At 41.9% G+C, this 26,289-nt stretch carries 32 protein-coding genes; 10 read left to right on the forward strand and 22 right to left on the reverse strand.

Features of this window, described 5'->3' with window-relative positions; genetic code table 11:
* The first annotated feature begins 185 nt into the window (after positions 1–185).
* The gene (locus ICN38_RS09290) at positions 186–1,151 is read left to right on the forward strand and encodes a tripartite tricarboxylate transporter substrate binding protein (RefSeq protein ID WP_216256780.1); all 966 of its coding nucleotides are present in this window, start codon (positions 186–188) and stop codon (positions 1,149–1,151) included.
* A 32-nt stretch (positions 1,152–1,183) separates the two neighbouring features.
* On the forward strand, positions 1,184–1,987 hold the full coding sequence (locus ICN38_RS09295; protein ID WP_216256781.1) for an alpha/beta fold hydrolase: 804 nt from the start codon (positions 1,184–1,186) through the stop codon (positions 1,985–1,987).
* 97 nt (positions 1,988–2,084) lie between these two features.
* Here the strand turns inward: ICN38_RS09295 and ICN38_RS09300 are convergent, their stop codons facing one another.
* The 15 genes from ICN38_RS09300 to ICN38_RS09370 form a co-directional block, all read right to left on the reverse strand.
* Entirely contained in the window at positions 2,085–3,113 is a 1,029-nt protein-coding gene (locus ICN38_RS09300; RefSeq protein WP_216256782.1) for an amidohydrolase family protein, read from the reverse strand.
* A gap of 15 nt (positions 3,114–3,128) precedes the next feature.
* Entirely contained in the window at positions 3,129–4,094 is a 966-nt protein-coding gene (locus ICN38_RS09305; RefSeq protein ID WP_255562784.1) for a tripartite tricarboxylate transporter substrate binding protein, read from the reverse strand.
* A gap of 12 nt (positions 4,095–4,106) precedes the next feature.
* Positions 4,107–4,883 (reverse strand): transporter substrate-binding domain-containing protein, encoded by a 777-nt coding sequence (locus ICN38_RS09310; RefSeq protein WP_216256784.1) that lies wholly within the window; start codon positions 4,881–4,883, stop codon positions 4,107–4,109.
* A 12-nt stretch (positions 4,884–4,895) separates the two neighbouring features.
* A complete protein-coding gene (locus ICN38_RS09315) occupies positions 4,896–5,123 on the reverse strand; it encodes a DUF2798 domain-containing protein (protein ID WP_216256785.1) in 228 nt (75 codons plus the stop codon).
* Positions 5,124–5,196: 73 nt separating this feature from the next.
* A complete protein-coding gene (locus ICN38_RS09320; protein ID WP_216256786.1) occupies positions 5,197–6,537 on the reverse strand; it encodes a TAXI family TRAP transporter solute-binding subunit in 1,341 nt (446 codons plus the stop codon).
* 63 nt (positions 6,538–6,600) lie between these two features.
* Complete coding sequence (locus tag ICN38_RS09325; protein WP_216256787.1) at positions 6,601–7,062, reverse strand: nuclear transport factor 2 family protein; 462 nt, start codon at positions 7,060–7,062, stop codon at positions 6,601–6,603.
* Positions 7,063–7,082: 20 nt separating this feature from the next.
* Positions 7,083–7,364 (reverse strand): hypothetical protein, encoded by a 282-nt coding sequence (locus ICN38_RS09330; protein ID WP_216256788.1) that lies wholly within the window; start codon positions 7,362–7,364, stop codon positions 7,083–7,085.
* A gap of 99 nt (positions 7,365–7,463) precedes the next feature.
* Complete coding sequence (locus ICN38_RS09335) at positions 7,464–8,225, reverse strand: hypothetical protein (protein ID WP_255562785.1); 762 nt, start codon at positions 8,223–8,225, stop codon at positions 7,464–7,466.
* A gap of 20 nt (positions 8,226–8,245) precedes the next feature.
* Entirely contained in the window at positions 8,246–9,226 is a 981-nt protein-coding gene (locus tag ICN38_RS09340; RefSeq protein ID WP_216256790.1) for a tripartite tricarboxylate transporter substrate binding protein, read from the reverse strand.
* 60 nt (positions 9,227–9,286) lie between these two features.
* The gene (locus ICN38_RS09345; RefSeq protein WP_216256791.1) at positions 9,287–9,967 is read right to left on the reverse strand and encodes an RraA family protein; all 681 of its coding nucleotides are present in this window, start codon (positions 9,965–9,967) and stop codon (positions 9,287–9,289) included.
* 16 nt (positions 9,968–9,983) lie between these two features.
* The gene (locus ICN38_RS09350) at positions 9,984–10,805 is read right to left on the reverse strand and encodes an aspartate dehydrogenase (RefSeq protein WP_216256792.1); all 822 of its coding nucleotides are present in this window, start codon (positions 10,803–10,805) and stop codon (positions 9,984–9,986) included.
* Between the two features lie 114 nt (positions 10,806–10,919).
* Positions 10,920–12,461: a M20/M25/M40 family metallo-hydrolase gene (locus tag ICN38_RS09355; protein WP_216256793.1), complete on the reverse strand. Its 1,542-nt coding sequence runs from the start codon at positions 12,459–12,461 to the stop codon at positions 10,920–10,922.
* A gap of 188 nt (positions 12,462–12,649) precedes the next feature.
* Complete coding sequence (locus tag ICN38_RS09360) at positions 12,650–13,063, reverse strand: hypothetical protein (RefSeq protein ID WP_216256794.1); 414 nt, start codon at positions 13,061–13,063, stop codon at positions 12,650–12,652.
* A 90-nt stretch (positions 13,064–13,153) separates the two neighbouring features.
* Positions 13,154–14,482, reverse strand: coding sequence for a serine hydrolase (locus tag ICN38_RS09365; RefSeq protein WP_216256795.1), 1,329 nt, complete (start codon positions 14,480–14,482; stop codon positions 13,154–13,156).
* Between the two features lie 50 nt (positions 14,483–14,532).
* Positions 14,533–15,474, reverse strand: a complete 942-nt coding sequence (locus tag ICN38_RS09370; RefSeq protein WP_216256796.1) for a tripartite tricarboxylate transporter substrate binding protein — start codon at positions 15,472–15,474, stop codon at positions 14,533–14,535.
* 113 nt (positions 15,475–15,587) lie between these two features.
* Here ICN38_RS09370 and ICN38_RS09375 point away from each other — a divergent pair, with 113 nt between their 5' ends.
* From ICN38_RS09375 to ICN38_RS09385, 3 genes are read left to right on the forward strand one after another with little or no spacing between them, the layout of a single operon-like run.
* Positions 15,588–16,499: an SMP-30/gluconolactonase/LRE family protein gene (locus ICN38_RS09375; RefSeq protein WP_216256797.1), complete on the forward strand. Its 912-nt coding sequence runs from the start codon at positions 15,588–15,590 to the stop codon at positions 16,497–16,499.
* A gap of 36 nt (positions 16,500–16,535) precedes the next feature.
* Positions 16,536–17,495 (forward strand): tripartite tricarboxylate transporter substrate binding protein, encoded by a 960-nt coding sequence (locus tag ICN38_RS09380; RefSeq protein ID WP_216256798.1) that lies wholly within the window; start codon positions 16,536–16,538, stop codon positions 17,493–17,495.
* Between the two features lie 26 nt (positions 17,496–17,521).
* Positions 17,522–18,286, forward strand: coding sequence for an enoyl-CoA hydratase/isomerase family protein (locus tag ICN38_RS09385; protein WP_216256799.1), 765 nt, complete (start codon positions 17,522–17,524; stop codon positions 18,284–18,286).
* Positions 18,287–18,336: 50 nt separating this feature from the next.
* Here the strand turns inward: ICN38_RS09385 and ICN38_RS09390 are convergent, their stop codons facing one another.
* From ICN38_RS09390 to ICN38_RS09410, 5 genes are all read right to left on the reverse strand, one after another.
* Positions 18,337–19,179 carry an SUMF1/EgtB/PvdO family nonheme iron enzyme gene (locus ICN38_RS09390; RefSeq protein WP_216256800.1) on the reverse strand — a complete coding sequence of 281 codons (843 nt, stop codon included), beginning with the start codon at positions 19,177–19,179 and terminating at the stop codon, positions 18,337–18,339.
* Positions 19,180–19,252: 73 nt separating this feature from the next.
* Complete coding sequence (locus tag ICN38_RS09395) at positions 19,253–20,653, reverse strand: exonuclease domain-containing protein (RefSeq protein ID WP_216256801.1); 1,401 nt, start codon at positions 20,651–20,653, stop codon at positions 19,253–19,255.
* A gap of 19 nt (positions 20,654–20,672) precedes the next feature.
* Positions 20,673–21,260, reverse strand: coding sequence for an Rrf2 family transcriptional regulator (locus ICN38_RS09400; RefSeq protein WP_216256802.1), 588 nt, complete (start codon positions 21,258–21,260; stop codon positions 20,673–20,675).
* Positions 21,261–21,391: 131 nt separating this feature from the next.
* Positions 21,392–21,826, reverse strand: coding sequence for a DUF2244 domain-containing protein (locus ICN38_RS09405; protein WP_255562786.1), 435 nt, complete (start codon positions 21,824–21,826; stop codon positions 21,392–21,394).
* A gap of 27 nt (positions 21,827–21,853) precedes the next feature.
* Positions 21,854–22,003 carry a hypothetical protein gene (locus ICN38_RS09410; RefSeq protein ID WP_215281377.1) on the reverse strand — a complete coding sequence of 50 codons (150 nt, stop codon included), beginning with the start codon at positions 22,001–22,003 and terminating at the stop codon, positions 21,854–21,856.
* A 132-nt stretch (positions 22,004–22,135) separates the two neighbouring features.
* On the opposite strand from ICN38_RS09410, the gene ICN38_RS09415 reads away from it, so the two are divergent.
* From ICN38_RS09415 to ICN38_RS09425, 3 genes are read left to right on the forward strand one after another with little or no spacing between them, the layout of a single operon-like run.
* Positions 22,136–22,780: an LON peptidase substrate-binding domain-containing protein gene (locus tag ICN38_RS09415; protein ID WP_216256803.1), complete on the forward strand. Its 645-nt coding sequence runs from the start codon at positions 22,136–22,138 to the stop codon at positions 22,778–22,780.
* 4 nt (positions 22,781–22,784) lie between these two features.
* On the forward strand, positions 22,785–23,648 hold the full coding sequence (locus ICN38_RS09420) for an oxygenase MpaB family protein (RefSeq protein ID WP_216256804.1): 864 nt from the start codon (positions 22,785–22,787) through the stop codon (positions 23,646–23,648).
* A gap of 24 nt (positions 23,649–23,672) precedes the next feature.
* The gene (locus ICN38_RS09425; protein WP_216256805.1) at positions 23,673–23,984 is read left to right on the forward strand and encodes a hypothetical protein; all 312 of its coding nucleotides are present in this window, start codon (positions 23,673–23,675) and stop codon (positions 23,982–23,984) included.
* A 9-nt stretch (positions 23,985–23,993) separates the two neighbouring features.
* Here the strand turns inward: ICN38_RS09425 and ICN38_RS09430 are convergent, their stop codons facing one another.
* Positions 23,994–24,170, reverse strand: coding sequence for a hypothetical protein (locus tag ICN38_RS09430; RefSeq protein WP_216256806.1), 177 nt, complete (start codon positions 24,168–24,170; stop codon positions 23,994–23,996).
* Positions 24,171–24,172: 2 nt separating this feature from the next.
* Positions 24,173–24,571 carry an MAPEG family protein gene (locus tag ICN38_RS09435; protein WP_216256807.1) on the reverse strand — a complete coding sequence of 133 codons (399 nt, stop codon included), beginning with the start codon at positions 24,569–24,571 and terminating at the stop codon, positions 24,173–24,175.
* An 84-nt stretch (positions 24,572–24,655) separates the two neighbouring features.
* Here ICN38_RS09435 and ICN38_RS09440 point away from each other — a divergent pair, with 84 nt between their 5' ends.
* Both ICN38_RS09440 and ICN38_RS09445 read left to right on the forward strand, forming a co-directional pair.
* Entirely contained in the window at positions 24,656–25,282 is a 627-nt protein-coding gene (locus ICN38_RS09440) for an alpha-ketoglutarate-dependent dioxygenase AlkB (RefSeq protein ID WP_216256808.1), read from the forward strand.
* Entirely contained in the window at positions 25,275–26,288 is a 1,014-nt protein-coding gene (locus tag ICN38_RS09445) for an NAD(P)/FAD-dependent oxidoreductase (protein WP_216256809.1), read from the forward strand. Before ICN38_RS09440 ends, ICN38_RS09445 begins: the two co-directional genes overlap by 8 nt.
* Position 26,289: the final 1 nt, after the last annotated feature.

Consider the following 26,289-nt stretch of genomic DNA (forward strand, 5'->3'; position numbering starts at 1 on the left):
CCAATCTAGAGATCTTCTCTTAAGTTATTGATTTTATTAGCGGATCCACCGGGACTAGAACTTTTGACTCAATGGTTTGCTGCATACTCAGTCCTGCATCCAATCTTTTAACTAACCCTGACAATTTTGAGAGCTCTCATTGCGAGTGGCATATAGTAGAGCCAGAAAAATACAAGGAGGCAGTAATGATAAGGGTCCTATTCTTTGCTTTAATCAGCTTGTGCAGCAATGTTTTTGCACAAGATGTTGCTAGTGCCTATCCCAATCAACGAATCACTATGGTAGTACCCGCTGGAGCAGGCGGAATAACGGATAACTTGGCAAGAATATTAGGTGAGCAGCTTAGCGTCATTCTTCGTCAACCGGTAATTATTGACAATAAACCTGGTGCTAGCGGCATTATTGGAACAGGACTGGTAGCACGTGCCAAACCAGATGGTTACACAATCTTGATGTCTTTTCCAGCACATGTCATTAATCCAAGCCTTAAAAAAGATATGCCCTACAACACGACCAAGGATTTTGCAGCGATCGCTAAGGTCGGGACTGTATCCCAAATACTTTTAGTAAATCAAGAAAGTAAAGCTAAATCCCTACAAGAGTTCGTGCAGATAGCTAAATCAAAACCAGGTGACTTAAATTATGGTTCCGTAGGTCTTGGAAGCATGGGCAACCTTTCAATGTTACTTTTTGAGGATAAAGCAGGTATTAAGCTCACTCACATTACCTACAAAGGCGATCCCGAGGTCATGACTGCACTTATCAGTGGGGATATACAAGCTGCCTTTGTATCTCCGATTTCATCGATGCAGTTTATTAAGACTGGTAAGGTAAAGCCCCTGGCTATTGCAGATCTGGAAAGATTATCTGTTCTACCAACTATTCCTACTGTTTCTGAATCTGGGTTCTCAGGATTTAGCGCAAGCGGTTGGAATGCCATCTTTGCTCCAGCCGGAACATCCAAAGATGTCATTCGAAAATTGAATACTGCAATTAATCAAGCGCTTCGGGACCCTGCACTTCAAAAGAAATTTTTGGATCAAGGCGTGAAGCCCTTAGGAGGAACACCTGAGGCTCTTCAAGAATCGCTTGAACAAGATATGTTAAACACTAGTAACGCATTAAGAGCGGCTGGCGTTAACCCATCCTAAGCTCATTCACCAAATAAATACCAAGGATTTTTATGCCTCATATACAGCTTGATCAAAATCTCAATACCTATTATGAAATTTATGACTTTACTGATCCCTGGAAAAAAGTAGACACCATATTTTTTGTTCATGGCTTTACAGAGAATACAACGGCTTGGAGAGCATGGATTCCTCACTTAGCAAGAAAGTATCGACTCGTACTATTTGATATTCGCGGATTTGGTAAAACTGGTGAGGTCTCTGCTGATTTTCCTTTAAGCACTGATTTATTTGTCGATGACATGGCAAAACTCATCAATCAGATCGCAGGCGGACCAGTCCATATCATCTCTGGAAAGAGCGGCGCTATTAGTACTATGCGCTTAGCTGCTACTAAACCAGAGTTAGTCAAATCATTAGCGCTCACCTGTCCTTCTATGCTTACTCCTGGAAGCTCTGACTGGCTTCCATTTATGGAAGAGCATGGAATCCGCGCATGGGCTGCTAAAACAATGCCAGCAAGACTCGGATATGACACCCCTCAAGATATTCTGGATTGGTGGTCCGACATGATGGGTGCTACGTCAATGTCAACCGCCAAGGCTTATTTAAAATGGGTTGTTACAACGAAGCCTTATCTTGAGCTAGAGAAGATTAAGTGCCCTGTATTTATCATCATGACGGAATACTCGGAGAAAACCAACCAAGCTGCAGGCCAGATGACGCCAGAGGAAATTAAACAAAAACTGCCACAAGCTCAGTTTTTTATTATGAAAAAAGATTGTTACCATGCTGCTGCATCTGATCCTGATATATGCGCCCCACTAGTTTGTCAATTTTTAGATTCATTGAAATAGACTACTCAGAACTCATTGCATTCTTACTAATAAAAATACCAACCTTCGGGTTGGTATTTTTATTTCATGTGGGGATGCCTACTTTTAGAGTGATTCTTCATAGTCCTTTAGCTTTGAGCTTTTGGTCCAGTCGAGAAAATAGCTTTCTTGCATTTCCCTCATAAATCTGCTTACGGTCAGTCTCTGATAAATGCGCTGAATTTTCTATATAGCGCTTGGTATCATCATAATAAAAACCTGTTTCTGGGTCGATACCGCGTACAGCACCAATCATTTCTGAGCCAAACAAAATATTTTTTACAGGAATGACTTTAGTTAATAAATCAATGCCTGCTTGATGATAGACACAAGTATCGAAATAAATATTATTAAGGAGATGCTCACTTAGCAAGGGCTTTTTAAGTGCTTGTGCTAAACCTCTGAAACGACCCCAGTGATAAGGAACTGCACCACCCCCATGAGGTATTAAGAATTTCAGAGTCGGAAAATCTTTAAAAAGATCTGAGTTTAAACACTGCATAAATGCTGTCGTATCAGCATTCAGATAATGGGCCCCAGTCGTATGAAAGCAATCATTACAGCTTGTGCTGACATGGATCGTAGCTGGGATATCGTATTCCACCATCTTCTCGTAGATGGGGTACCAATACTCATTAGATAGCGGTGGCGCACGCCAGTGGCCTCCAGATGGATCGGGATTTAAATTAATACCTACAAAGTCGTATTCCTTGATGCATTTTTCCAACTCAGGAATGCATGTCTTGGGGTCAACTCCAGGGGATTGGGGTAGCATCGCAGCCCCAACAAAATTGTTTGGAAACAATTGAGATACTCGAAAACAAAGCTCGTTACAGATAGCTGCCCAAGTGGTGGATGTCTTGAAATCCCCAATATGATGAGCCATAAAACTAGCCCGTGGAGAAAAAATAGTTAAATCATTTCCCCGCTCTTTCATCTTTGCCAATTGATTAATTTCAATTGATTCACGCAATTCATCATCACTTATCTTAAGCTCTGATATTTTTGGACCTAACTCAGGATTGGCTACATTCGCTATTTGTTTATTACGCCACTCCTCTAATGCTTTTGGCGCTGTGGTGTAGTGGCCATGACAATCAATAATCATTAACGGTGTCCTACACTAATCAGGTTGAATATTGGCATCTCGTACCAATTTATCGTAGCGCTTATATTCTGATTTAATGTAATCAGCGAACTGCTGTCGCGTACCCGGAGTTACTTCGCCACCAACAGAAGTAAGACGCTCTTGCATGGATTTGGTTGCCAATGACTTTTCAACAGTACTATGCAATTTATCAAGGACAGCTGTTGGTGTTTTTGCGGGGGCAATCAAGCCATACCAAACGAAAGCCTCAAACTTCGGAAAACCGCTTTCAGCAATGGTGGGCACCTCAGGAAAGAGTGGAGAACGTTTAGCACTCATCACAGCAATAATCCTTAAGTTACCGCTCTTTACTTGTGGAGCCGCCTCAAGCATATTTACTGCCACAAGATCTAATTGACCTCCAATGAGATCAGTAATTGCCGGCGAGCCTCCTTTATAAGGAATATGCTTTAATGAAATTCCGGCGGCTTGCTCAAAAAATTTCACTGCCATATGCGGAGTAGCTCCATTGCCAGGCGAGCCAAAAGTAATTTCATCTGGACGCGCTTTTGCAGCAAGGATGAGATCTTTCAAAGTCTTGTACTTGCCATCTGGAGTGGTGACAAGTACTACTGGCACCCGACCCACCAATGCAATTGGAGCTACATCAGTTTCAGCGTTGTAGGGCTGTGGTTTATACAAAGCCATATTTGCTGCTAATGCATTGGCAGCTAGCATTAATGTATATCCATCGGGTGGGCTATCAATAGTCAGCTTAGTGGCAATATTAGTTCCAGCCCCGGGTTTGTTCTCAACAACTATGGACTGCCCAAGAAAGTCAGTCATGCTTTGGCCCAGAGTTCTAGCGACTAGATCTACTGCGCCTCCAGGAGCATAGCCAACGTAAATCTTAATCGGCTTTGATGGAAAGCTTTGTGCAAGTGCTCCTGTGCTCATCAATATCATTGCCGCCATTAAGAAATATTTTCTAAGCAAACGCATCATCACTCCTCATTAGTTAACAACAATACCGCGGGTACCAGAGCGTTGGATAATTTCGATTAACTTGCCAGATCTCATGATTTGCTCTAGAAATTCATTTAATTGACTCACTCTCGCCCCTTGATCTAATGGCACTCCTAAAGCAATATTTTCATAGCCAATCACTTCTGGCAAAACCCGAGAGCCATCTATATTTCCGGCCAATTCAAAGAGGATAGCTTTATTTGTTGAAAACCCATCAAGAGCGCCAGTCTTTAAGAGCTCAATGGCCTCTTTAGTAGATCTGGTTTCCACTAAGGTCGCCTTTGGTATTAATTCAGGAAGCTCTTTCTGGGAGCTGCTACCCACGCTGTAGCCTATTTTGACTCCATTCTGATTTACCTCTGATAGTCCCTTAATCTTGCTAAGCGGGCTAATCAAATAGCCTTTTTCAATTCTGATGACAGTTTTTGAGAATTGTATAAATTTCATCCTATCAGGCGTAGCATTAGTAAAAACTAAATCCACATTACCGTCTTTAACTGCAGCAAGAACATCAGCATTTTTAGGGAAGATGACAGGGACGTACTCTAAATTTTTCTCTTGCGCAAAACTCTTCCCTAGCTCGTAACCTATTCCACGAGGTACGCTATCAACATAAATTAGAGAAGTTGGACTACCCGTATAAAGACCCATTTTCAGAGATTTGTTACTGCTAACTGGCTTCGGTTCTGCAGCCCAAGAAGGATTAATAGCTAAAGAAAAAATAATCCCTAAGACTAGAACGCTAAAACGAATGTGTCTTATCACGCTTTTCTCCTGTTAAGACTCAGTTAGGCTATCAGTCATTTTTCGTACTAAGGGTGCCAAAATCAACAGAATAGGAAATGCTACAGGCCATACTTGAATAAATGCCTTTAGCCAACGCGTCACATAATCGCCACTCATACCGGTAAGGATAGCTGTTAAAACTGCAGCCATCATCAATCCCATGATGATGGACATCAGTAATGCATATATGAGGTTGGAATACTTTTTAGGGAGTTTCATAACTTATCTATAAATAGTGGAATACAGTAATTTTTTCACTTGAAACTGGCACAAAGGCATTCAAAAAAGGCGATTAAGCTCTTTCGATCTTATTTCGCAGCAATTGCAGTGCATTCACAAATAAAAAGTAGTCAGGCTCTTCACCAACGGGAACAAAATGCAGAATGGCTTGCTTGTTGATTGTGTCTAATTTTTTCAGAAGTTTTTCTTTTTCTTCACTCGATAGTTGCTTACCTGTTATTTCTTGCTCCATCTTCAAGAGCATTGCATAGTGCGTACGCTCGCGAATGATGAAGCGAAACCGTCGTAAATGAAAATTAAGTTTAGATAAAGGATAAATAATGGCAAATGCTGCCAAGACCACAAACCAAAATCGATCAATAAATACTACCAACCAATAAGGTAAATATTCCGTACCTTTTGGGGGGCCGTAGTTGTAGTAATTCCTTGCCATAGGACTAATGGGAATAGATGGATCAACATAGGCAGGGAATTCATTGCGTTTAGAGAAAAATAATCGTGATGAATCTTGTATGATCTGCTTGCTCGACATTAACAAAGCCAACTGTAGCGCAGGATGTAGATCCTTACGAACCGCTAGAGTAGTTGTCGTAGCGATTAAAGAAATATCTTGTGCTGGTAATTTTTTTTCAATGTCAATTGAACCAGCAGGAATGGTGACTGCATCTAGATAATTAAATTTTTTCTGATAAGCAAGGGCATTAGGCATGCTAAACAGAGTCATATCCCGGGATTGTATTAATTCCTCCACCAGTGGGTCTAGCATAGTTGCTATAAAAATATAGACATCTGCCTTACCCGATAAAAAATTTGCTCTCGAGTCTTCCCATGAGCTAGACACAAAATTCGGATTAGCTTCAATATTAATTCCATTGACTTCAAACAATTTTTTGGCCAAGATATAAGATCCACTTTTTTTCGGAGCGAGGGCCACTCTAAATTTAGCTAAATCTTGTATGCTGGTAATTTTGCTAGCTAGCCCATTTCGATAAAAGATCCATACTGGGTCATAACTCACACTGCCTAGAGAATAAAGTTCCTTATGCTGACTCTCAGAAAGTGCTGCAGCATATACAAATCCAGCATTTACATTACCTTTAGGATCAGTTAAAGCTTCGACGTTTTCTATTGTCCCGTTGGTAGTGACTACATCTACATGAATACCACGCTCTTTTAGGGGAACAATAGCGGCCTCACCAAATTGGTACCAATCTCCACCCTGATAAGAGGTAGCAATCGTAATACCGCTAAAAGGGAATGGCTTAAGGTAAATAATGATTCCGCCAACCAATAGCAAAATTACGATGGCGGATATGCGGAGCTCAACTAGAGATTCCTTGATGGCAATAAGTTCATGTTTTAGAACTAGGCCTAAGTAATCAAATGTTTTCATTGAATAAAATATGGCATAAGCGCCGCTATTCGGTATGAGTCAAACTAGTAAAAGATAAGCAAATTAAGGAACTGGATTTAAGTTGGCATGAGAGATTACTTGCCAACCCTTAGCATTCTTTTGCCAAACATCCAAGCGATAGTGTGCTTGCGTAGACATCTTTTTACCGTCAATAGTTTCTGATCCAGTACTTACCTTATAGGAAATAGTGTAAGTATTTTCTGATTGAGTCACTTTGATATCACTCAACTTAAAGCTACTAATCTTTGCTTTTGATATGAGTTCAATCCACTGAATACGGTTTTGTATGCCGGTTGTCAGGGCCTGCTGAAAGCTTGGTGCTATTGTTTTTTCAAAACCAGCTAAGTCAACATTTTTCTGTTGCTCCCAGAATACTTGAGTAAGTTTTTCACCTTCTGTTTGAGCGGCGGAATTTTGTTGTGCAGATACCAAGCCCGGGGTAATTAAATTCAATAACAAAACAAAACTTGCTACTTTTATTTGATGAAAAAATTGAGTGCTCATTTCTAATCCTTTTTCTTGAGTTATTCCCATTTGCCACCACCAGTGTAATAGCCAGCAGCCAAGCCAGCGATAAATTCACTTTGAGAAATAGTGCCGTCCTTATTAGCATCTAATTTATTAAAGGTGGGGGCTGACATTCCCTCAGCCTCGGCTTCCGCTTTGGTGACCATTCCGTCACTATTCTTATCTATAGACTTATATTTGGCTATTGCCTTTTTTGAATCCACAGTAGATTGCTGTTGTGCATATCCGACTATGGGGGCTAAAAGAATGAAGCTTGCAACTATCTTGATGAGTCTCATAAGTCCTCCCTTACAGATGAATTAAATACGATAACCTAATTAATGGCCTATGTCAGCTAAGGAGTAATAAGGGGTAATTTTGATTCCTTCTATTGAGCTTCATACAAAAATTTGATTCACAGAGCCCCGAAGATCCATTTCAAATTCAAGACCAGAGACTGGCGGTCTTGCAAAGTACCAATTTATACCGCAATGCATTCGACCTGACTTAGCAAACACCTCCTCAACCAAGCCTCCAATGTTATGAACTGAATAGGCCTGAGCACTAATGACATCACTCCAATGAAACCCAAGACTTTCTAGACGCTGATGCATTTCATTGACAACAAATTCCATCTTTATTTTTAAACCTGCATTAGAGGTATCGCCGTAAGCTACAATCCGCTCACGATATGGCTCAGGTCCTGATTTAGCATCACCACCACCAGCTAAAATAAAACTTGCAGAGGCATCTGGACCCGCGGGAACAGTATAAGCAAATGAATACATTCCAACCTCAGTTGGCCCAAAATATTCAGGACAAACATTGGTTCTAGCTACTGGGTTGATAAATGAGCCTTCTTGAGTTTGGGCTTGATAAATCCCCCACTTCTCAAGAGTAGTCACATACTTTCGATTAAAGGCAATAAATCCTTGGTCATCAAACTGTTTTGGCGATCTGAGCTCGCAATGCGCAAATGCATTGAGTGGACGGCCTATTTTATTCAAGTGCTGTTCGATATAAATAAATGCCTCTTGAATAGGAAGCACTGATTTAAACCGAGCTTGTACCAATTGAAAGCCTGGCTCAGCAGCAACCCCAGCAGAATATTGAAAGACACTGGGAAGATAGCGATATCCGCCCTCTTTAAAGACTGCCATAGGATACATATATTGCCTTATTAATCAGCTTGCATATTTGCAGACTTCACTATGCGCTCATATTTAAGAATTTCCGATTGGATATGCTCTTGGAACTTTGCAGGACTACCACCAATAATTTCAATACCACGATCGCCAAAGTTCTTTTTCACAGCCGGGTCCTGTAAAGCCTTATTAATGGCTTGATTCATTTTATCGACAGCGTCTTTACTCATACTCGTTGGGGCAACTATGCCGTACCAGGAGTCTGTTTCAAAAGCGGGGAATCCCTGCTCAGCAATGGTTGGAATTTCAGGAGCAAGTGGTGCTCGAGTGAGATAGGTTGTTCCAATTGCTTTAATTTTTCCAGACTTTATATAGGGCAAGAAATCTGGTAAATTACCAAACATTAAATCAACATTACCTGCAATCAAATCTGTTAAGGCAGGACCTTGCCCACGATAAGGAATATGTACTACATAAATTCCGGCCATAGATTTGAGCATCTCGCCAGCAAAATGGGCTGTTGTGCCATTACCAAATGAAGCGTAAGACAGTTTTCCTGGATTTTTCTTGGCGTAATCAATCAACTCTTTCAGATTATTTACAGGTAAGCTAGATTTCACAGCCAACACATTTGCTGTACGTGCTATCAAAACGACCGGCTGTAAATCTTTTGTAGTGTTGTAGGGTAAGGTTTTAATGAGTGATTGATTCACAGTAAAGCTATTAGCCACGCCTCCAACAGTCAGATTATCGGTCGCTTTAGCAGTCGCATCTACACCAATTACTGTACCTGCGCCTGGTTTGTTATCCACAATCACTGGTGAACCCAAAAACTTCGAGATATCTGGAGTGACCGTTCTCACCACAGAGTCCAAGGTACTGGCTCCTCCAGGAAAAGGCACGATAACTCTAACAGTTTGCCCATTAGGCCAATTTGGCTGTGCTAATGCTCCGAAAGAAATTACCCAAATGAAAGCAGCAATACTACGAATCATGACTCTCTTCATTGTTGGCATAAGTACTCCTATTGAATCATGGTGAGATGAAAGTTCTGAAAAAATTCAGTAAAAAAATCTTTAAACGTGGCCATACTTTTTGAGAGCATCTGCAAGACTTAATCCATTTGCAATATCAATACGAATATTTTTTTCAATGGCTGTTAATCGTTCGGATTCAATCAGCACAGTCTCTACATGCTCCACTGGAATCACAATCGCGCCGTCGTCATCGCACAAAATAAAGTCTCCGGGCCTAACAATCACATTACCACCATCATGCCCGCGCATATATACAGGCACCTGAGAGGCGGTTACCTTCCAGCGACCAATAGATTGAACTGGGGTACGGTAGCAGGCAAATACCGGAAACTGGTGCTCCCCAATCCACCTCACATCACGAATACCTCCATCAAGCAATGCCCCAACCGAGCCACGCTCTTTCATACCAAGGGCAATTAATTCTCCAAAATAACAAATTCCATTGCCATCACCACTCCAAACACTAATCTCCCCTGATGAGATTCCTTGGCAAGCAGTCATTTTATCGGCATCTCCGCCTTGTGGATAAGGAGTCATTTGCCCGCGAATCGTATAAGCCCACCCAGCCATTCTTTTGGTAGTGTCAGGATAAGGTGCAAATTCAGATGAAAGGCCTTGCTGCAGAAGATTCATGTTATCGAGCACGTCTGCAACATTGGAGGTGTCGACCTCAAGATAGCGAAGACGTAACTCCTCTTTTTTTGCTGTCGTAAAAGTCATCTCTATTCCTTAGCTTCTAAGTCCCGACTTGGAATGTCGCCAACATCTTTCGTAACATGGCGACCACACTTTGTGCCACGATACGTCCAGTTTTCGGATTTTCTGATGGGATGTTTTCCATTTTCATAGAAAACTTTGCAGAATCAGAATCAACAATAATCGTATGCGTATTTCTTACTACAGTAGGGTCTGCCCAAATTTCCAAATGCGTCTTCTCGGGACCAACGCCTGCCAATGCCAGCGCCACCACCACATTAAGATTAGCAGGAAAGCCTTTGGCAGCCTCCCTTGCATTACCTGAAAATACTTTTAATGGCTTAGTCAGTCCATCTACTGAAATATTGTTCTCAATTAAATGCGGGGCACCTTTTAATCCTAAAGGCGGCTTATTCGTTACCATTTTGACTGAAAATATTTCTCCTTCAGCAGCGGCAATCATGGCATCCAAACCAATTAAGGCCCCAGTTGGCACCATGATGGTTCCGCCTGTAGTTTTTGCTAGCTCAATTAATTCTGGTTTAAATAGAATGGCGCCTACGGATAAGACGATGGCTTTTTTCTTGGCACGTAAAAAGGGGGCAATGATATCGCCAAGTAATTCTGCTGGAGCACATTCAACTATGACATCCGCCTCGGGCTCTAACTCTGAAATTGCCAACACCTTCACTGGGTAGGCTAAGGTTTTTACAAAGTCCTTTGCCTTGTCATGATTTTTAGCAGAAACTGCTGTAAGTATCACACCAGGAACAACTCCATCAGCTAAACGCGTTGCCAGTGATTTTCCAATGGCCCCCAATCCAGCAATGGCTACACGAAGAGGTTTAGTTGTTGATTCCATCATTACTCACTCAGCTCAATTAAATATTCTTATTTGCAAGTACATCATAAACTTTAACCCTAATCATTGAACGCCCTACTAGTTTCAAAGCTTGGGGGTGTTTGATATCAATATCTAAGGAGCCTTAACCAACTCCACCACAGTCTGAATACCATCTAAATAGTTGCCCATACGTAAATTTTCATCAAAACTATGCTGGTTATTGTCACCATTGACTAAAGGCATGATCACAAACGGAACAGCTAGCCCCTCTACTAAGCTATCCGTGGGTACACTTCCACCCATCATGCGAATACGAACAGGTGTCTTGCCAGCATTTTGTGGAGAATTCTTCATAGCGGTAAAAGCCCATAATCCCAGCGGATCATTCATTGGGGTGCGAACAGCCTTACCTCCTGTACCCATCTTATAAGTAGCTAACTTATCGTATTTAGCGCGCTCTTCATCGGTTGGCTCACCGGCAATTAAGTGATAGCCTTGTTTTTGAATATGCTCAGTCACTTTGCCAAATAAAAATGCAGGCGGAGTTTCTGGGGTTGTACGTAAATCTAGCTCAGCAGTAGCCAGGTAGGGAATCACATTCGAAGCCTTCGCACCAATAGAGGCAGCAGCCATCCCTCGAATATTGAGTGAAGGGTATTGCAAGGCTTCTTGATAGTTTGCTCCTACTGTTTCCGCTTTTGCAATACCTACGCGCGCTCTGATGGCTGCCTCATCATCGCCAGTTTCTAAGAGGATTGCTTTCTCCTCAGGGGAAAGAGAAATATTGTTGTAATAACCAGCAACCAACACTTTGCCGTTTTCATCTTTCATTGAACTCAGTAGTTGCGCTAAGCGCATCGCTGGATTAGGCACATAATTACCGTAATGCCCGCTATGCAATGGTGCTTTTGGTCCATATACCGTAAGGGTAGTGCGCGTATTACCGCGATTTCCAAAAATCAAGGTAGGTCGATTGCTTGCATGCACTGGTCCATCAAAGATAACGATGCCATCACTTTTTAATAATTGTTGGTTAGCATTAACGACCGTACGAATTGAAGGAGAGCCCTTCTCTTCTTCACTATCAATAATCACTTTGACGTTAATTCCTGGCTGAATTCCTAGTGCGTTCATCGCATCAAAGGCAGCCATAAACATCATGATAGGACCCTTATCATCAGAGGTGGAGCGACCAAAAAATCTGAGCTCCGGATCTAGACTCTGAGCAAAGATTCGATCTTGAGGAACTTCTACCCATTTTCCTGAAGCGTTCTTACTTTTAATAACGGGCTTCCAGGGATCTGCTTGAGCCCACTCTGATGGGACAACAGGCTGACTATCCATATGCATATAGAACAAGATTGTTTTAGCGCCTGGTACTGGTTTCTTAAACTCCGCATACACCATGGGCTTGCCTTGATTCTCAAGTAACTTGGTCGAAAACCCTCTCTTCTGAAATGCGGTAGCAATAAATTCTGCTGTTTTCTGAATGTCCGCTGGTACAGCAGCATCACTAGGAATAGTCAGTAATTGTAAGTACTCAGGAAAGCTCTGTTGAGCAAATTTCACGACTTGCTCTTGGTTCAATTTAGTAGGCTGAGCCAAAAGATGATTTGAAGATAAAAATAATCCGCCCAATACTAGCAATGCAAGGTGTTTCTTGATTCTCAGCATTTCCTGTCTCCTACCCGATGTTTTTATTATTTGTTTTGCCAATAATTCTCAGATACTTCGCCCTTATTTAAAGGCATTATGAATGAGTATAGCCCGATCATTCATAGCGTGATTCTCGCGGGAAGGCCTTTTATTGAATGGCAAATTGTATAGAAAGCCTCGTGGGGCTTACCATCAGAAAGGCTAATTTATTTAACTTTTTTAAGTTGAGTGCAGCTTGCCCTGTTTTTAGTTGTTAATACACTGGCGCTACAAAACTCCATCTCATCATTGACTACATAACCAGTGCCAACACCTACATCGCTTGAAAAAGTAAGTGTTTTTCCATCTTTATGAAATACACCTACTACGATATTTTTTAAACCATCACGCCAGGAAGTTTCACCCTGAAAGGCTGCACCCTCTTGAGTAGAAATAACCAGCTTTAATATGGCGGAGTCTTTTTTATTCGATAACACTAAACGTGCCTGCTTTTCCTCTGTTCCACTGGATGCGCTCACAGCAGATACTGCATCCCAGGTTCCTATCAAATTAGGGACTGATTGGGCATAGGCAAGGCTTGAAAACATCATTATGGAAATGAGTAGGATCTTTTTTGTCATCATTTTTACCTTCTTAATAATCTTGAAAAAATTACTATAACAAAAAATGTATCAAATCGAATGGCGCCCTTAAATAGAGCTTATCGAATACTATGGGGAAATATAAAACTCCGAACTATCCCCGCCCAGGGAATCTAAAACACCCAGCCAAAGGGCATTAATTTTCTTATACGGAAAAGGGTCAAATCTACCGCTAGGATTATCAAATACGGATGTTTGTACCATCACTATTTTTGATTCAGGCTGAACAAAGATAAATTGCCCATGAATTCCTTGAAAAGCAAATGTGCGCTTTTTCATCGGAAATAACCAAGTTTGATATCCATAGCCATAGTAATTAGTAGCAGACCTTGGCTTGAATGCATTGGGCTGCATATTTAAATCGGTAGCCTCTTTTAAGTAATTTAGTGGTATTACTTCTTGATCATCCCTTCTGCCATCATTTGCCAATAAATTTCCAAGGCGAGCGTAATCTCTTAATGCGGCATTAAATCCTCCTGCACCCGCTTCTACCGAATCAGTTGTAGATAAGAGCCAATAAGCTTTGAATTCTGCACCCATGGGCTGCCAAAGCCACTCTTGCGTTAATTGAGCTATTGACTTTCCAGTAGCACGAATTAACACCCTTCCAAGTATTTCGGTCTCAATAGAGGCGTAATTGAACTTCGTTCCTTGCTCATACTGACGTTCAGTTTTAGAGTTTAAATAAGCGACTATTTCGTCTGGCTTGGAAATATTTTTAGTGGCATACAAAACCCTTCCCCACTCCCAATTATCATCACCAGGTGCCCACGTATAGAGCTCTTTAAAGGGGATATCGGAAGCCATACGCAATAAATTACGGATAGTGGTTTGCCCATAAGCGGATTGACTAATCCCTGGCCAATATTTAGACGCATGATCATCCAAGGAACTAATGAGGCCCTTTTGATTTGCAATGCCTACGAGCATGGATATCACTGTTTTAGCCATAGAGAAAGATCTCAAGGGCATATCTGGTTTGCGGTCGTATTGATATCGCTCAAGAACAATCTGACCATCTTTCAAGATAATTAGACCAGTAGCTTTAGTCTCTGCTAAATATTCATCTACTGATCTCGATGAAAAATTCCAACGATATGAAACATTAGGGGCATTCTTCATATATGGCAGAAGTAATGGCTTGGTAGATGGGGGCACCTCTGCCACTCTTGAAGACCAAAACTGTCCTGACCATGTGCCTACACGACATTCCCGGATTTGTAAGGCATTAGGGCAACCACTAAATGCATTGGGCTCGCCCAAGGCCGCTGCATCAACTCCAGAAGGATTTAATTTAATTTGCTCTGTAGCATTAGCATTACCAAGGACTAGTAATGTAATGCAAACCAACCTAAAGACTATTAGTGACTGATTCAATAGTTGGCGTTCTTTTTTCATATTGATTTGAGGCTAATGCAATCTATTGTTATTAGCCATCATCGAAAATACTAATCAATTTTAATATTTCTATCCTGTATTAACTTTGACCATTTTTGTTGATCAGATTTAATTAACTCTGCAAACTCTTCAGAAGTGCCGCCTGATGGCTCTATACCGCGCTCTAACATTTCTTTACGTACCTGTGGCGTTTTTAAAACTCTATCGATATCAGCGCTTATCTTAGAAACGATTGCATTTGGCGTTTTTGCTGGAACAAAAATACCAAACCAACCAACAGCACTATATCCAGGCAAACCAGACTCAGAGATGGTTGGCAATCCCGGGACTGATTGTGATCTTTTAGGGCTAGTGACGGCTACAGCCTTTAGATTGCCAGCTTGAATTTGCGGCATAACAGTCTGAGCAGGCGAGAACATAACATTAATATGACCCCCCAATAAATCAGAGAGGGCTGGACCTGAGCCTTTGTAAGGAACATGCAGCATCTCTACACCAGCTACTGACTTAAATAATTCTCCAGATAAGTGGGATACAGAGCCTGATCCAGATGAACCAAAGCGAATTAATTGTGGATTAGCTTTTGCAGCAGCAATTAATTGCTGCACATTGTTCACTTTTAAAGCTGGATTAACGGTTAATACATAAGGAGATGCTGAAAGCAAACTTACTGGTGCCAATTGATTAACGAGTTGATCGGGCAAAGCAGGCGTTGCTATTAACCATGTATAACCATCGGCAGGCGAACGAATAACAGCATCTGCACCTACAGCACCAGATGCACCAGGTCGATTTTCAATAATGATGGACTGTTTCCAAATCTCCGTGAGAGGTGGAGTAATGATGCGCATCAGAGTATCGGTACCCCCACCTGGAGGATAGGGCACAATCAAACGAATACCCTTAGAGGGAAAAGTATCTGCTTGTGCAAAGGCCAAACTTGTCCCAACAAGATATAGGCTGACATAAATAAAACATTTCTGCAGATTCATTTTGAAGAACATTAGTCACCCCAAATCTATTAGCAAAGCTGTTGCTTGAAAGTTGTTTTTAATAAGTTTTTAATATACAGTAAAAAAATAACAGCAATAAAGCGGAGACAAAAATGACAGTAAATTCTATGACGCGACCTATTGATATGGTTGGCTCCGTTATTGATGTAGTCGATTCAAACCATGACGTACTCGGAGAGTCAATTATCTGGGATAAAGATAAAGGTCTTCTATGGTGGGTAGATGGTATTGGAATGTTCATCTATCGTCTTGATCCAAGTACAGGTCAAAAGCAAAGTTGGCAACTGCATGAAGAAATTGGCTCTATTGGCTTAAGACAAAAAGGTGGCCTGGTGGTTGGTATGAGATCGGGATTATATTTTTTCAATCCTGAAAATGGACAACTCAGTGAGATTGCCAAACCTGACTCTGATCGGCCAGGTAATAGATTTAACGATGGGAAAGTGGATCGTCATGGCCGATTTTGGACTGGAACAGTTCAGGCAAGTGCCTATACGCCGCGCGGCAGACTCTGGAGACTTGATGCAGACTTAAAAACCAATCTCATTATGGAGGGCATCACTTGCGTCAATGGAATTAGCTTTAGTCCAGATAATCGCCTAATGTATTTTACGGATTCATTTAGCTGCCGCATTGATGTTTTTGATTATGACTCTACAGATGGTGCCATCTATAACAGACGTCATTTTGCAGACGTACCCCTAGGAAGAGGTATTTGTGATGGATCAACGGTTGATGCAGATGGATGCTTTTGGAGCGCTAATATGGATGGCTGGTGCGTAACTCGCTACGACCCAAGAGGCCGCATTGATACCGTGATTAATTTACCAACCAGAAGGGTTTCAAGTTTGTGTTTTGGTGGCCCCAATTTAGATACTCTCTTTATCACTACTGCACGTCGTAGAATGCAAGACAAAGAGTTGGCTCAACAACCACTAGCAGGATGTGTATTAGCAGTGAATCCTGGTATTCAGGGATTGCCTGAGCCCGAGTTCCTTGGCTAGCTCCACTGAAAATCTCACCTGAATGCAAGGGAAGTTATGAAAAAAATTCTGATGCTTTTTATTTGGCATTTACTTTTCTTGAGCTATGCTATTGCTCAAACCTTTCCAGATAAACCTGTAAAAATAGTAGTGCCTTATACGCCAGGTGGGGCAACAGATACTCTAGCTAGAAGTATTGCAAATCAATTAAGCACTAAATGGAATAAGCCTGTGCTTGTCGATAACCGCGGCGGTGCTTCTGGAATGATTGGCGCCGAATTCGTAGCAAAAGCACCCCCAGATGGTTATACGCTGATGATTTCAGACAGTGCCCCCTACGTCATCCTGCCCAACTTTTATCCCAATCTGAATTACACCCCCTTAAAGGACTTTGCCCCCATCACCGTTATCGCTCGGCAAGCCCCTATTATTGTTGTCTCTAATAAGATACCCGCAAACAACATCAAAGAACTGGTGGCCTATTTAAAGTCCCACCCTGAGACACCATATGCCTCACTTGGTAATGGTTCTTATCCGCATGTGGCAATGGAAGAATTTCAAAGACAAACTGGAACAAAGCTACTTCATGTGCCATATAAAGGAACTGCACAAATTATTACTGACATGATTGGCGGTCAGGTAGATTTATATGTAGGGACTCTGGGCGCATTTGAGCAACATGAAAAAACTGGGAAAGTAAAAATACTTGCTGCTGCTACTGAGAAACGCTTACCGTTTAGACCAGAATTAGTCACAGTGTCAGAATCTGGAGTTCCTGGATTTGCTGTTAGCGTCTGGTTTGGAATGGTTGCCACTGCAGGCACACCAACACCGGTACTGAACAAGATTTACCAGGACGTAGCAGAAATACTAAAAAATAATACTTTTATTAGTGAAGTATTAACCCCACAAGCTTTAATACCTGGCGGCGATTCAAGAGCAGATTTTGGCGCTTTAATGAAAGCAGATACTGCACGCTGGGGTGAAATTATAAAAACAACTGGAATTAAGCCCTAACCAAAATAAAAGGACATAAAGAAAAAATGACTAAGTTAAGTGAGTACGCAGATAAATATCAAACCATCAAGATGAAGCGTAAAGATGGAATTATTGAGGTTAAATTACATACCAATGATGGCCCCCTTCATTGGAGTCTTCTGCCGCATGGAGAGCTTGAAAAAGCGTTTTATGAGATAGGTCACGACCCAGAAAATGAGGTCATGATTCTTACTGGTTCAGGCGATGCCTTTAGTGGCCCTCCCTGTCCACCTAATGGTCACAACCATGTTAGTCATCCAGTCACAGCGATGGAGTGGGACAAGATCTATTGGGAAGGAAAGCATCTGCTAATGAATCTTCTCAATATAGAAATTCCTATTATTGGCGCAATCAATGGCCCGGCCTTGCGCCACTCAGAAATCCCTCTACTTTCTGACATCGTCATCGCAAGTGAAAATACTACTATTCAAGATTCTGCTCACTTCGCTGGCGGCTTAGTTCCAGGCGATGGTGTTCATATCGTCTTTCCACACCTCATGGGCACTAATCGTGGAAGATATTTTCTCCTGACAGGCCAAACTCTGAATGCCCAAGAGGCAAAAGATGTGGGTCTGATTAGCGAAATCTTGCCAGCAGATAAATTACTTGATCGCGCATATGAGCATGCCCATTTTCTAATGCAGCGCTCACCTCTACTGAGAAGATATGCAAGAACCCTGCTTACCCAAGAGCTAAAGCAGAAAATGCATAACTTACTAGGTTATGGGCTCGCGCTTGAGGGACTTGCGGCTTCCCATAAATCAATGTGACTTTTGCTGCGTAAAACCAATTAAGGGCCTAGCAGTGTTTAGGCGTTTGCTTAGTAAGCTTTTGCGCAACGAAAACCAATATTATGATGGCCTGCTTTTGGGTTGCGAGATAAAAATCTACCTCTATGGGTAGTGCTAATTTCCTCTACCTTTGAATCATGTCCGCCACCGCGAGTAGATCTGACTGGCCCAGCATTTTGGTTTTCTCTGCCATCGTCGGCACGATAAGGGTAGGGTTGATAGATGCTCGATACCCACTCCCATTGATTCCCTGCCATATCTAAAATTCCATATGGACTTGCTCCATCTGGGAATGCGTCAACTGGTGCTGATGCGTTATAGGGTGCTCCAAAAAGAGCCAGCTTAGGATGCGGTGCCGTGTTACCCCATGGATATTTACGACCATCAGTACCACGCGCTGCTTTTTCCCATTCAGCTTCAGTAGGCAAGCGCTTATTTAACCAAGCACAGTAATCTCGTGCACCGACCCAACTCACTTCATTCGCTGGATGTCTTTCATACGTAGGGTCGGCTTGCCATGCCAAGTTATGCCAATGGATTCTGGCATCACTATCTTGATGATCATAAAAAGTCTCGCCCTGCTGATTTTGAAGACCCCGTTGATTTAGAAACTTCGCAAAATCAGCGTTAGTAACTGGGGGAATATCCAGAAAGAATGGCCTTATAAGAACAGTATGCTGAGGCTTTTCATCTTCAGGACCATCATTAGACCCCATAAAAAAGGTACCACCTGGAATCAGCCTCATCCCTTCTGGTGATATTGGGTCTTTGGAATTTGTTTGTGCATGACCAACAGTCAAGCAAATAAACAGAGTAATAAAAACTGCGTACCCTTTTTTAAGCATATTTTCTGTTGTTAATTTTCTTGACAACCACTTTCCTTAAATACCAGTTTTATCAACCTAAGCATTTTTCGACGTGTAAGCAAAAGTATATGGGCTTTATTCAATGAACTAAGATCTCAAGCACCTGTTTTTTATAGGGCCCTGCTAAAGCTTTTTTGACTATCTTGTAAATATCGAGGTCAAACTCTGCTTCACCCGATTCCGCCAGCTCATAAAGTTCATCTTGATTAATAGCAGTACCAAGATAGCACCATTTATCAATCACGATCATTTCATCACCTTCTTTAATAGCAATAGGTCCAGAATATGGCCATACCTGTACCTTAAAGAGTTCTAGTACTGTCTTTAGTTGTAGGTTATGTAAAGTAATCGGCGTCAGGTTTAAGCAGGCGCCGCCACATTGCTTAACCTGATAACCAAAGCATGATTTACCCTCAATTCTCTTCTCAAGCCCAAGCAATGCTTCACATAGATGATGCTTTTTAGCTATCGCTTTCAAATAAGCATGTGCCTCGCGTTTGCTATAAAACAAGCCATATAAATTATCTTGTAAGCCCAGAGCTAGTTGACGGTGATTCACCAGCGTTGGGATCAGCACTCCAGACTCATCTTCAAGTAAGCTCCATCCACAGAGATCTTTCGATCTACGCAGCTTAATATTCATACTAGGCATACGCTCTTTAATCAGCCTAGATTCAAGCATGAGAGCACCAAGCTCGCCACTGGTTTCGATCCAATCAATATCTCGGATTTGCAAAGAGAGCTTCATTTCTTTGCGTTGCGTTAAGGCTCCTTGAAAGTGGCCCATCACTCTACTGCGCAAGGAGATACTCTTGCCAATATATAAAGGAACTTTATTTTCCCCATAAAAGATATAGCAGCCTGGAGCGTCAGGAATGGAGTCTATTAATACCTTATCTATATTTGGTGGCAGGCTAGGATTGCCTATCAGTTGGTTGATCGCCTCATTGAGCTTTTCTTTCCCAAACTTGGATTCGCACACTCGCCAAAACTGCAACAGTAAATCAGCATCACCCAGCGCACGATGACGGGCACTCACCTGAAGTTGATGGGCATTGATGATGGTATCTAGATTGTGGCGAGCCTGATCAGGAAAAAGCAATCTTGAGAGCTTCACCGTGCATAAAACTTTAGGCTTAAAGTCGATACCAATTCTTTTAAAAGATGCCTTGATGAACCCATAATCGAATCGTGCATTATGTGCAACGAAGATTTTTCCCTCAAGCTCCTGTTTTAATTCTCTTGCAATCTGATCAAAGCTTGGCTGATTCTCAACCATCTGCGGAGAGATGCCAGTAAGTCTTTGAATATTTTGCGGAATAAACGTTTGTGGGTTAATTAATTGCTCCCACACGTAAATTTGATTGCTAGCAAGGGTTTTGATTCCGATCTCTGTAATGCGATCGCGCTCAAAATGAGATCCAGTAGTTTCAATATCTATGAAAGCCAGATCAGGGTAAGAGTCCTGCTTTGTATCCACGTCCAATGGCTTTATTACTTTAGCTCGCTACTGAGTTTTTATTAAGATAGTCAGCAAAGCTAAAAATAGAGTTGGGTCCGCGAGGAATGTCTTCTACCTTTTTAAATGAGCTCTTCACTACTTTTTGAATCTCTCCTTTAGGCTTTTTTTCTTGCTCAGTCTTTAATTTAGACTCAGCAGGAAAATAAGGCTTTCTTTCAGGTGCAGTTTGCACTTCACTAAAGCGTGGAATGTAATCTTTAATAGCAGAAGCCAAAGTAACATTAGAGATGCAATTCATCATGTAGGTCTCCAGAGACTGATAGAGGTCTTTTGCAATATCAGAAACCTCTACTTTTCTTTTCTTAATTCGGTTCATCGCCAAAACAATATCTTTGATCGTAATGATCCGGGGATCCATCGAGAGTTGGTACCCGCCAGTACGCCCTTTAATTCCAATGACTAGCCCCGATTCTCGTAGAGGTCGCAGTAATAACTCAATACGGCTAATTGACATATTGAGTCGTTTCGCTATTTCAGGGACAGGCACTAATTGACCATTGCTTGAATGGCTTGCAATATCAACCAGAGTGTTCAGCGCTACTTTGACTGCTTGAGTGACTTCCATGGTGTGTTTGGTATTTGAGTTAGATTGTGACTAGTATGAGACTGATTACAGTTTTCTGCTGCAGCGCACTAATTAACCCTTTTTATCCCATGGTTGAGATTCTCCGAGGCATCTACCTTCTTTTCTGCCTCCTACTTTAGGTGAGCGCGCACTTGTGCAATTAAAGCAATCTGCTGTTCTTGCCTCAAAAACTGACCGAGCTCAACCCGCAAGTGAGATTGGCTGATATTAAATATTTTTGCGCCTTCACTTGGTGGCTCTATTTTTGCCCACTGAGTATTAAATTCATAAACGGTTTCTTTATAGCCGATAAATTTTTTAACGATAAGACGTTTACCGTCAATTTCAATCGTTTCAGAATCTAAGGCGTGCCTGCAGTAGATTAAAAAACCAAGCGTAACCGCGGTGAGTTCTAAAGTTGTAAAAATTGGGATAACCCATACGCCGGCTAAAAAGAAACCAATTGCCACAATCAGGGATAGGCAGACCAAAGCAATATAGAACTGGAGTAATTGCTTGGGTGCCAGCGCGCAATTTCTTCGCATTTGCCAACGTTTCATACTCATATAGATCACCCAAGAATAATTTGGGAGTTATTGAATCTTGTTACGCTCTTGAGCCTTGGCCAGCTGGTCAGCACTTCGCTGCTGAAAATCGACCATGGTGTGATAACCCATTTGATAGCAGGGACAATGCTTACCCAAAATCCAGCGAGCAAGCTTGATGCGCAGTGTTTGAATCATATTAATCTCCCAGTATTAAGCCTTAAATTTAATCGTAAACGCAGTTTGGCGCTGAACAGACGTAAAACAGTGAGGGGATTACGCCCTCAATTACCTTCAGCAAAGTTGGACTAAATCCATTACATTAATTTAATGACCAATTCCACCCCTGCTCTTCGCAAAATACCCTTATTTCCACTGGGTACCGTTCTTTTTCCAGACGGCGTGATTGCCCTGAAGATTTTTGAAGCCCGTTATCTCGACATGATTAAGCAATGCTTGCGGGAAAAGACAGAATTTGGCGTTGTGAGCATCATCAAAAACCCCGATGCCAGCGATGAAGATCCTTCCCTATCCTTCTCCAAGATTGGCACACTGGCTCAAATTGAGGACTTTGACCCTATTCAGCCTGCTCTTTATATGACCAAGTCATTCGGCACTCAGCGCTTCAAATTATTGTCATCCAAACAAGAAGCTAGTGGACTTTGGATGGGTGAAGTAGAAACTTTAGAAAATGATCCCCTTACTCCAATTGCCCAAGAGCACCAGAAGGTAGCTCAATTACTTGATGAAATCATCTCAGTTATTCAAAGTGAAAATCTTTTAGGTGAGGCTCCATTTAAAAAACCCTATAAGGTCGACGATTGTGGCTGGGTCTCTAACCGTCTTGCTGAGCTTCTACCAATCTCATTAGCCCAAAAGAATCATTTGCTAGCACAAACTAATCCCAGGATCAGACTCGATCTCATCACTGAACTTATTGAAGATGACGATTTAAGAAATCACATGATGCATTAACGCCATGCTTGATGAGTTGATTCGTAAAACGATCCGAGAAATGGTAGGCGGTAGCAGTGGACCCCCTGTAGCATTCCTAAGCCCCAAGGGGGATCGCGGTCTTTTTGGTCCAGAGTCTATCGCCTGGAAAGTTCATGCTGATTTCATCTCTATGATGATTGGTGGCATTAGCTCTTTAGTGCTTCAAGCCCTCCATCCTCAAGCCTTAGCAGGAGTCTGGGATCACTCGAGCTTTAGAAAAGATCTTAAGGGTAGATTAGGCAGAACTGCCTACTTTATCGCTGCAACAACCTATGGATCTCATGCAATGGCTCATGAGATTATCGAAAAGGTTAATAAAATTCATCAGCATGTGCATGGTAGTGATGAGTTTGGGAGGCCGTATATTGCAACCGATCCACGTCTCCTAGCGTGGGTCCACCTGACTGAAACCCTCAGCTTTCTTGAGGCTTACCAAAATTATCGATACCCAAAGCTCACTAGAGCGGAGCAGGATCAATACTTTAAAGAAATGAAATCTTTAGGAGAAATGCTTGGCGCTCAAAATCTACCAGACACTCTTGAAGGAACCCAAGAAGCAATTGAGTCTTACTTTCCGGAGCTTTACTATGGAGAGCGTGCCAAAACTATCATTCAACTCTTAGATGACTTTCCCAGCAATTTACAGTCAAAGCCTTTTGTAAAACTAATTAGTAGAGCTGGCTTTATCAATCTTCCCAGCTGGGCTTATGCCAAGCTTAAAAAGCCAATTCCATCTACACTAGAAAAACTATTGGTAAGCAAAAGTATCGATTTAGTAGCAATCCCTGTTAGAGAAGCGCTCAAAGACGGAGTCGCCGCACACTCGTATCGAAGAGTTTATGGATAAATAAGGAAAAAAATGTTCAGATCAATGTTACTCGTCATCAGTTTATTCCTATCCATATCAGGATATGTCCAAGCCCAAGCTATTTCTGGTGATTTTCAAAAAAATTGCATTCAGGAACAACTGCAAGAACATAAAGACATTAAAAAGAAATCTCTCACTGAGGAAGACTTTAAGCCTTACTGTGGTTGCTTAGCAGAATATGTCTCCAAAAATGCAAGTAGTAAGCAAGTCAATGAGTTGGTTATGAATCCTAAATCTAAACCGGAATGGCTTAAGTCTATTGAGCAGAGGGTAATGAAAAGCTGCCTGGCTGCTGATTCCAAAATGAGTACTTAATTACTCCTATTACTCAGGCTTAGTCTTATCTGAACTTGAGTCCTCACTTGGAGATGGGGTAGTTTTGATATTTAATCTGGGAGCAGCCATTTTTTCACCGTCCCATACTTGGCCACACCAGCACTCACCTGCGTCATTAATGATGCAAACACCGGAGCCGCAGCAACGCTTATCTGGAGCCTTCATGATTAGGCCTTTATGTAATGATGAAAAATCCCATAGGCTGCGCCAGTCCATAAACCAGCGATTACCAAAATAGAGATGATGAAACCCCAGCCACGTTTAGCTGGATTTTGTTGATAAGCGATTGCATACCAAACTCTGGCAATCAACCAAATAAGGCCAGAGTCTCCTGCGCCCTTATCACCAATAAAAATGGCATAAAGCCATAGGGCTGGCAAAAACATGAGGACATTTTCAATAGTATTTAGCTGAATGCGATAGGCGCGCTCAAATAGCTCATGCCCTATGACTGCAGGCGCTTTCACCTGGTATTTTCCTCTGGCTCTTCCTACATTAAAAGTTAAGCCAAACATCAGCAAGACGGTTAGCAGTGTGATTAAAGAGGTATAGAGAAATTGATTCACGAAAGCACTACTCCAAGAAATTGAATTTAAGGCTATTCTAGAGTTTTTATTGATCTAACGCTTGCTGTAATTCTTCTATCTGTAATGCAAAGTACATTATTTGAACCAAAGCAGTCTGACTGGGCCCTTAATATTCTACCCAAGGATGGTTATGTAGAGTATTTGCCAGGCGTATTGTCTGAACAATTCTCCGCCCATTTAATGATCCAACTACAGACCTCCCTTTTATGGGAGTCAGATCAACTGATGATGTTTGGTAAAAAAGTAACTACCCGTCGCAAGGTCGCTTGGGTTGGAGATCCTAGTTGCTCTTATACCTACTCTGGCGTTAAAAAAATTCCGCAATCATGGACCCCAGAGCTTCTTTCCATTAAGTCACAATTAGAAGGGCTAGCCCAATCTGAGTTTAATTCCTGTCTACTCAATCTCTATCACGATGGGGATGATGGCATGGGCTGGCATAGTGATGATGAAAAAGAGCTCGATGCAAACTCACCCATTGCTTCGCTTAGTCTTGGCGCGCGGCGTAAGTTTGCATTTCGACATAAAGCGGATAAAACTACCATCCCCCTTTATTTAGAAGATGCTAGCGTTTTAATCATGCGCAGTCCTACTCAGCAGTTTTGGCAACATGCTCTGCTCAAAACAAAAACGGTATCAATGCCTCGCATCAATTTAACGTTTAGAAAAATTCATACCCAAAATGCTTAATGCGTCTCTTAAACCTTCTATAGCCATCATTGGAGCTGGCCTAGCGGGTCTTAGCTGCGCTAAGCAATTGCAAGCAAGCGGATTTAAGGTCCAGATATTTGAAAAAAGTCGTGGACCTAGCGGTCGAATGAGTACACGCAATGGTAATCACTGGTCTGCCGATCATGGTGCTCAATATTTCACAGCAAGAGATCCTCTGTTTATTGAGGAGCTCAATAACTGGGCCAAGGATGGTGTTGCAGGCGCCTGGCATCCTCGTTTAAAAGTCTTTGAGAAAGGTCAGTGGCGAGAAAGTACTTCTATAGAGAACCGCTATGTGGGTATCCCCGCCATGAATTCTCCTGGAAAATATTTGGCAAAGGGCTTGCATATTACTTATAGTCAAACCATTCATCAAATCGCCTTTAAGGATGGTAAGTGGACGCTTCATAGCCAAGAAGACGGTAGTATTGATGAGCAGTTTGATTGGCTGGTACTGGCAATTCCTGCACCGCAAGCATTTACTCTTACCAACTTAATAGATCAATCGATTGCAGAGAAAAATATAGTTGACATGTTGGGATGCTGGACAGTAATGGCTACTTTTACTAAAAAGCAGGATCTTGCTTTTGATGCAGCTTTTATCAATGGAGAAATCATTAGCTGGATCTCTAGGAATAATTCAAAGCCAGGACGTGAGGGACTAGAAACCTGGACAATTCATGCTAATCCCCAATGGAGCCAACAGTGGATTGAATTAGACAAAGATGAGGCTGGCAAACGTATTCTAGAATGCGCTCAAGGACTAGGGTTAGATTGCCAGAATGCTCAAATTTCAGTACATCGCTGGCGTTATGCGAGCGGTTCCATGGAGGCGAGTCCAGGATTGAAAGTGTATGAAGATATCCACTTAGGTCTATGTGGAGATTGGCTTCATGGTGGAAGAGTAGAAGGTGCCTGGTTAAGTGGCCATCAGTTAGCAAACGAAATTAGTACTGAACAAACTCATTTAATGAATAAGGTATAGA

The sequence above is a fragment of the Polynucleobacter sp. AP-Melu-500A-A1 genome (assembly GCF_018882125.1).
In the GTDB taxonomy this organism is placed as follows: Bacteria; Pseudomonadota; Gammaproteobacteria; order Burkholderiales; family Burkholderiaceae; genus Polynucleobacter.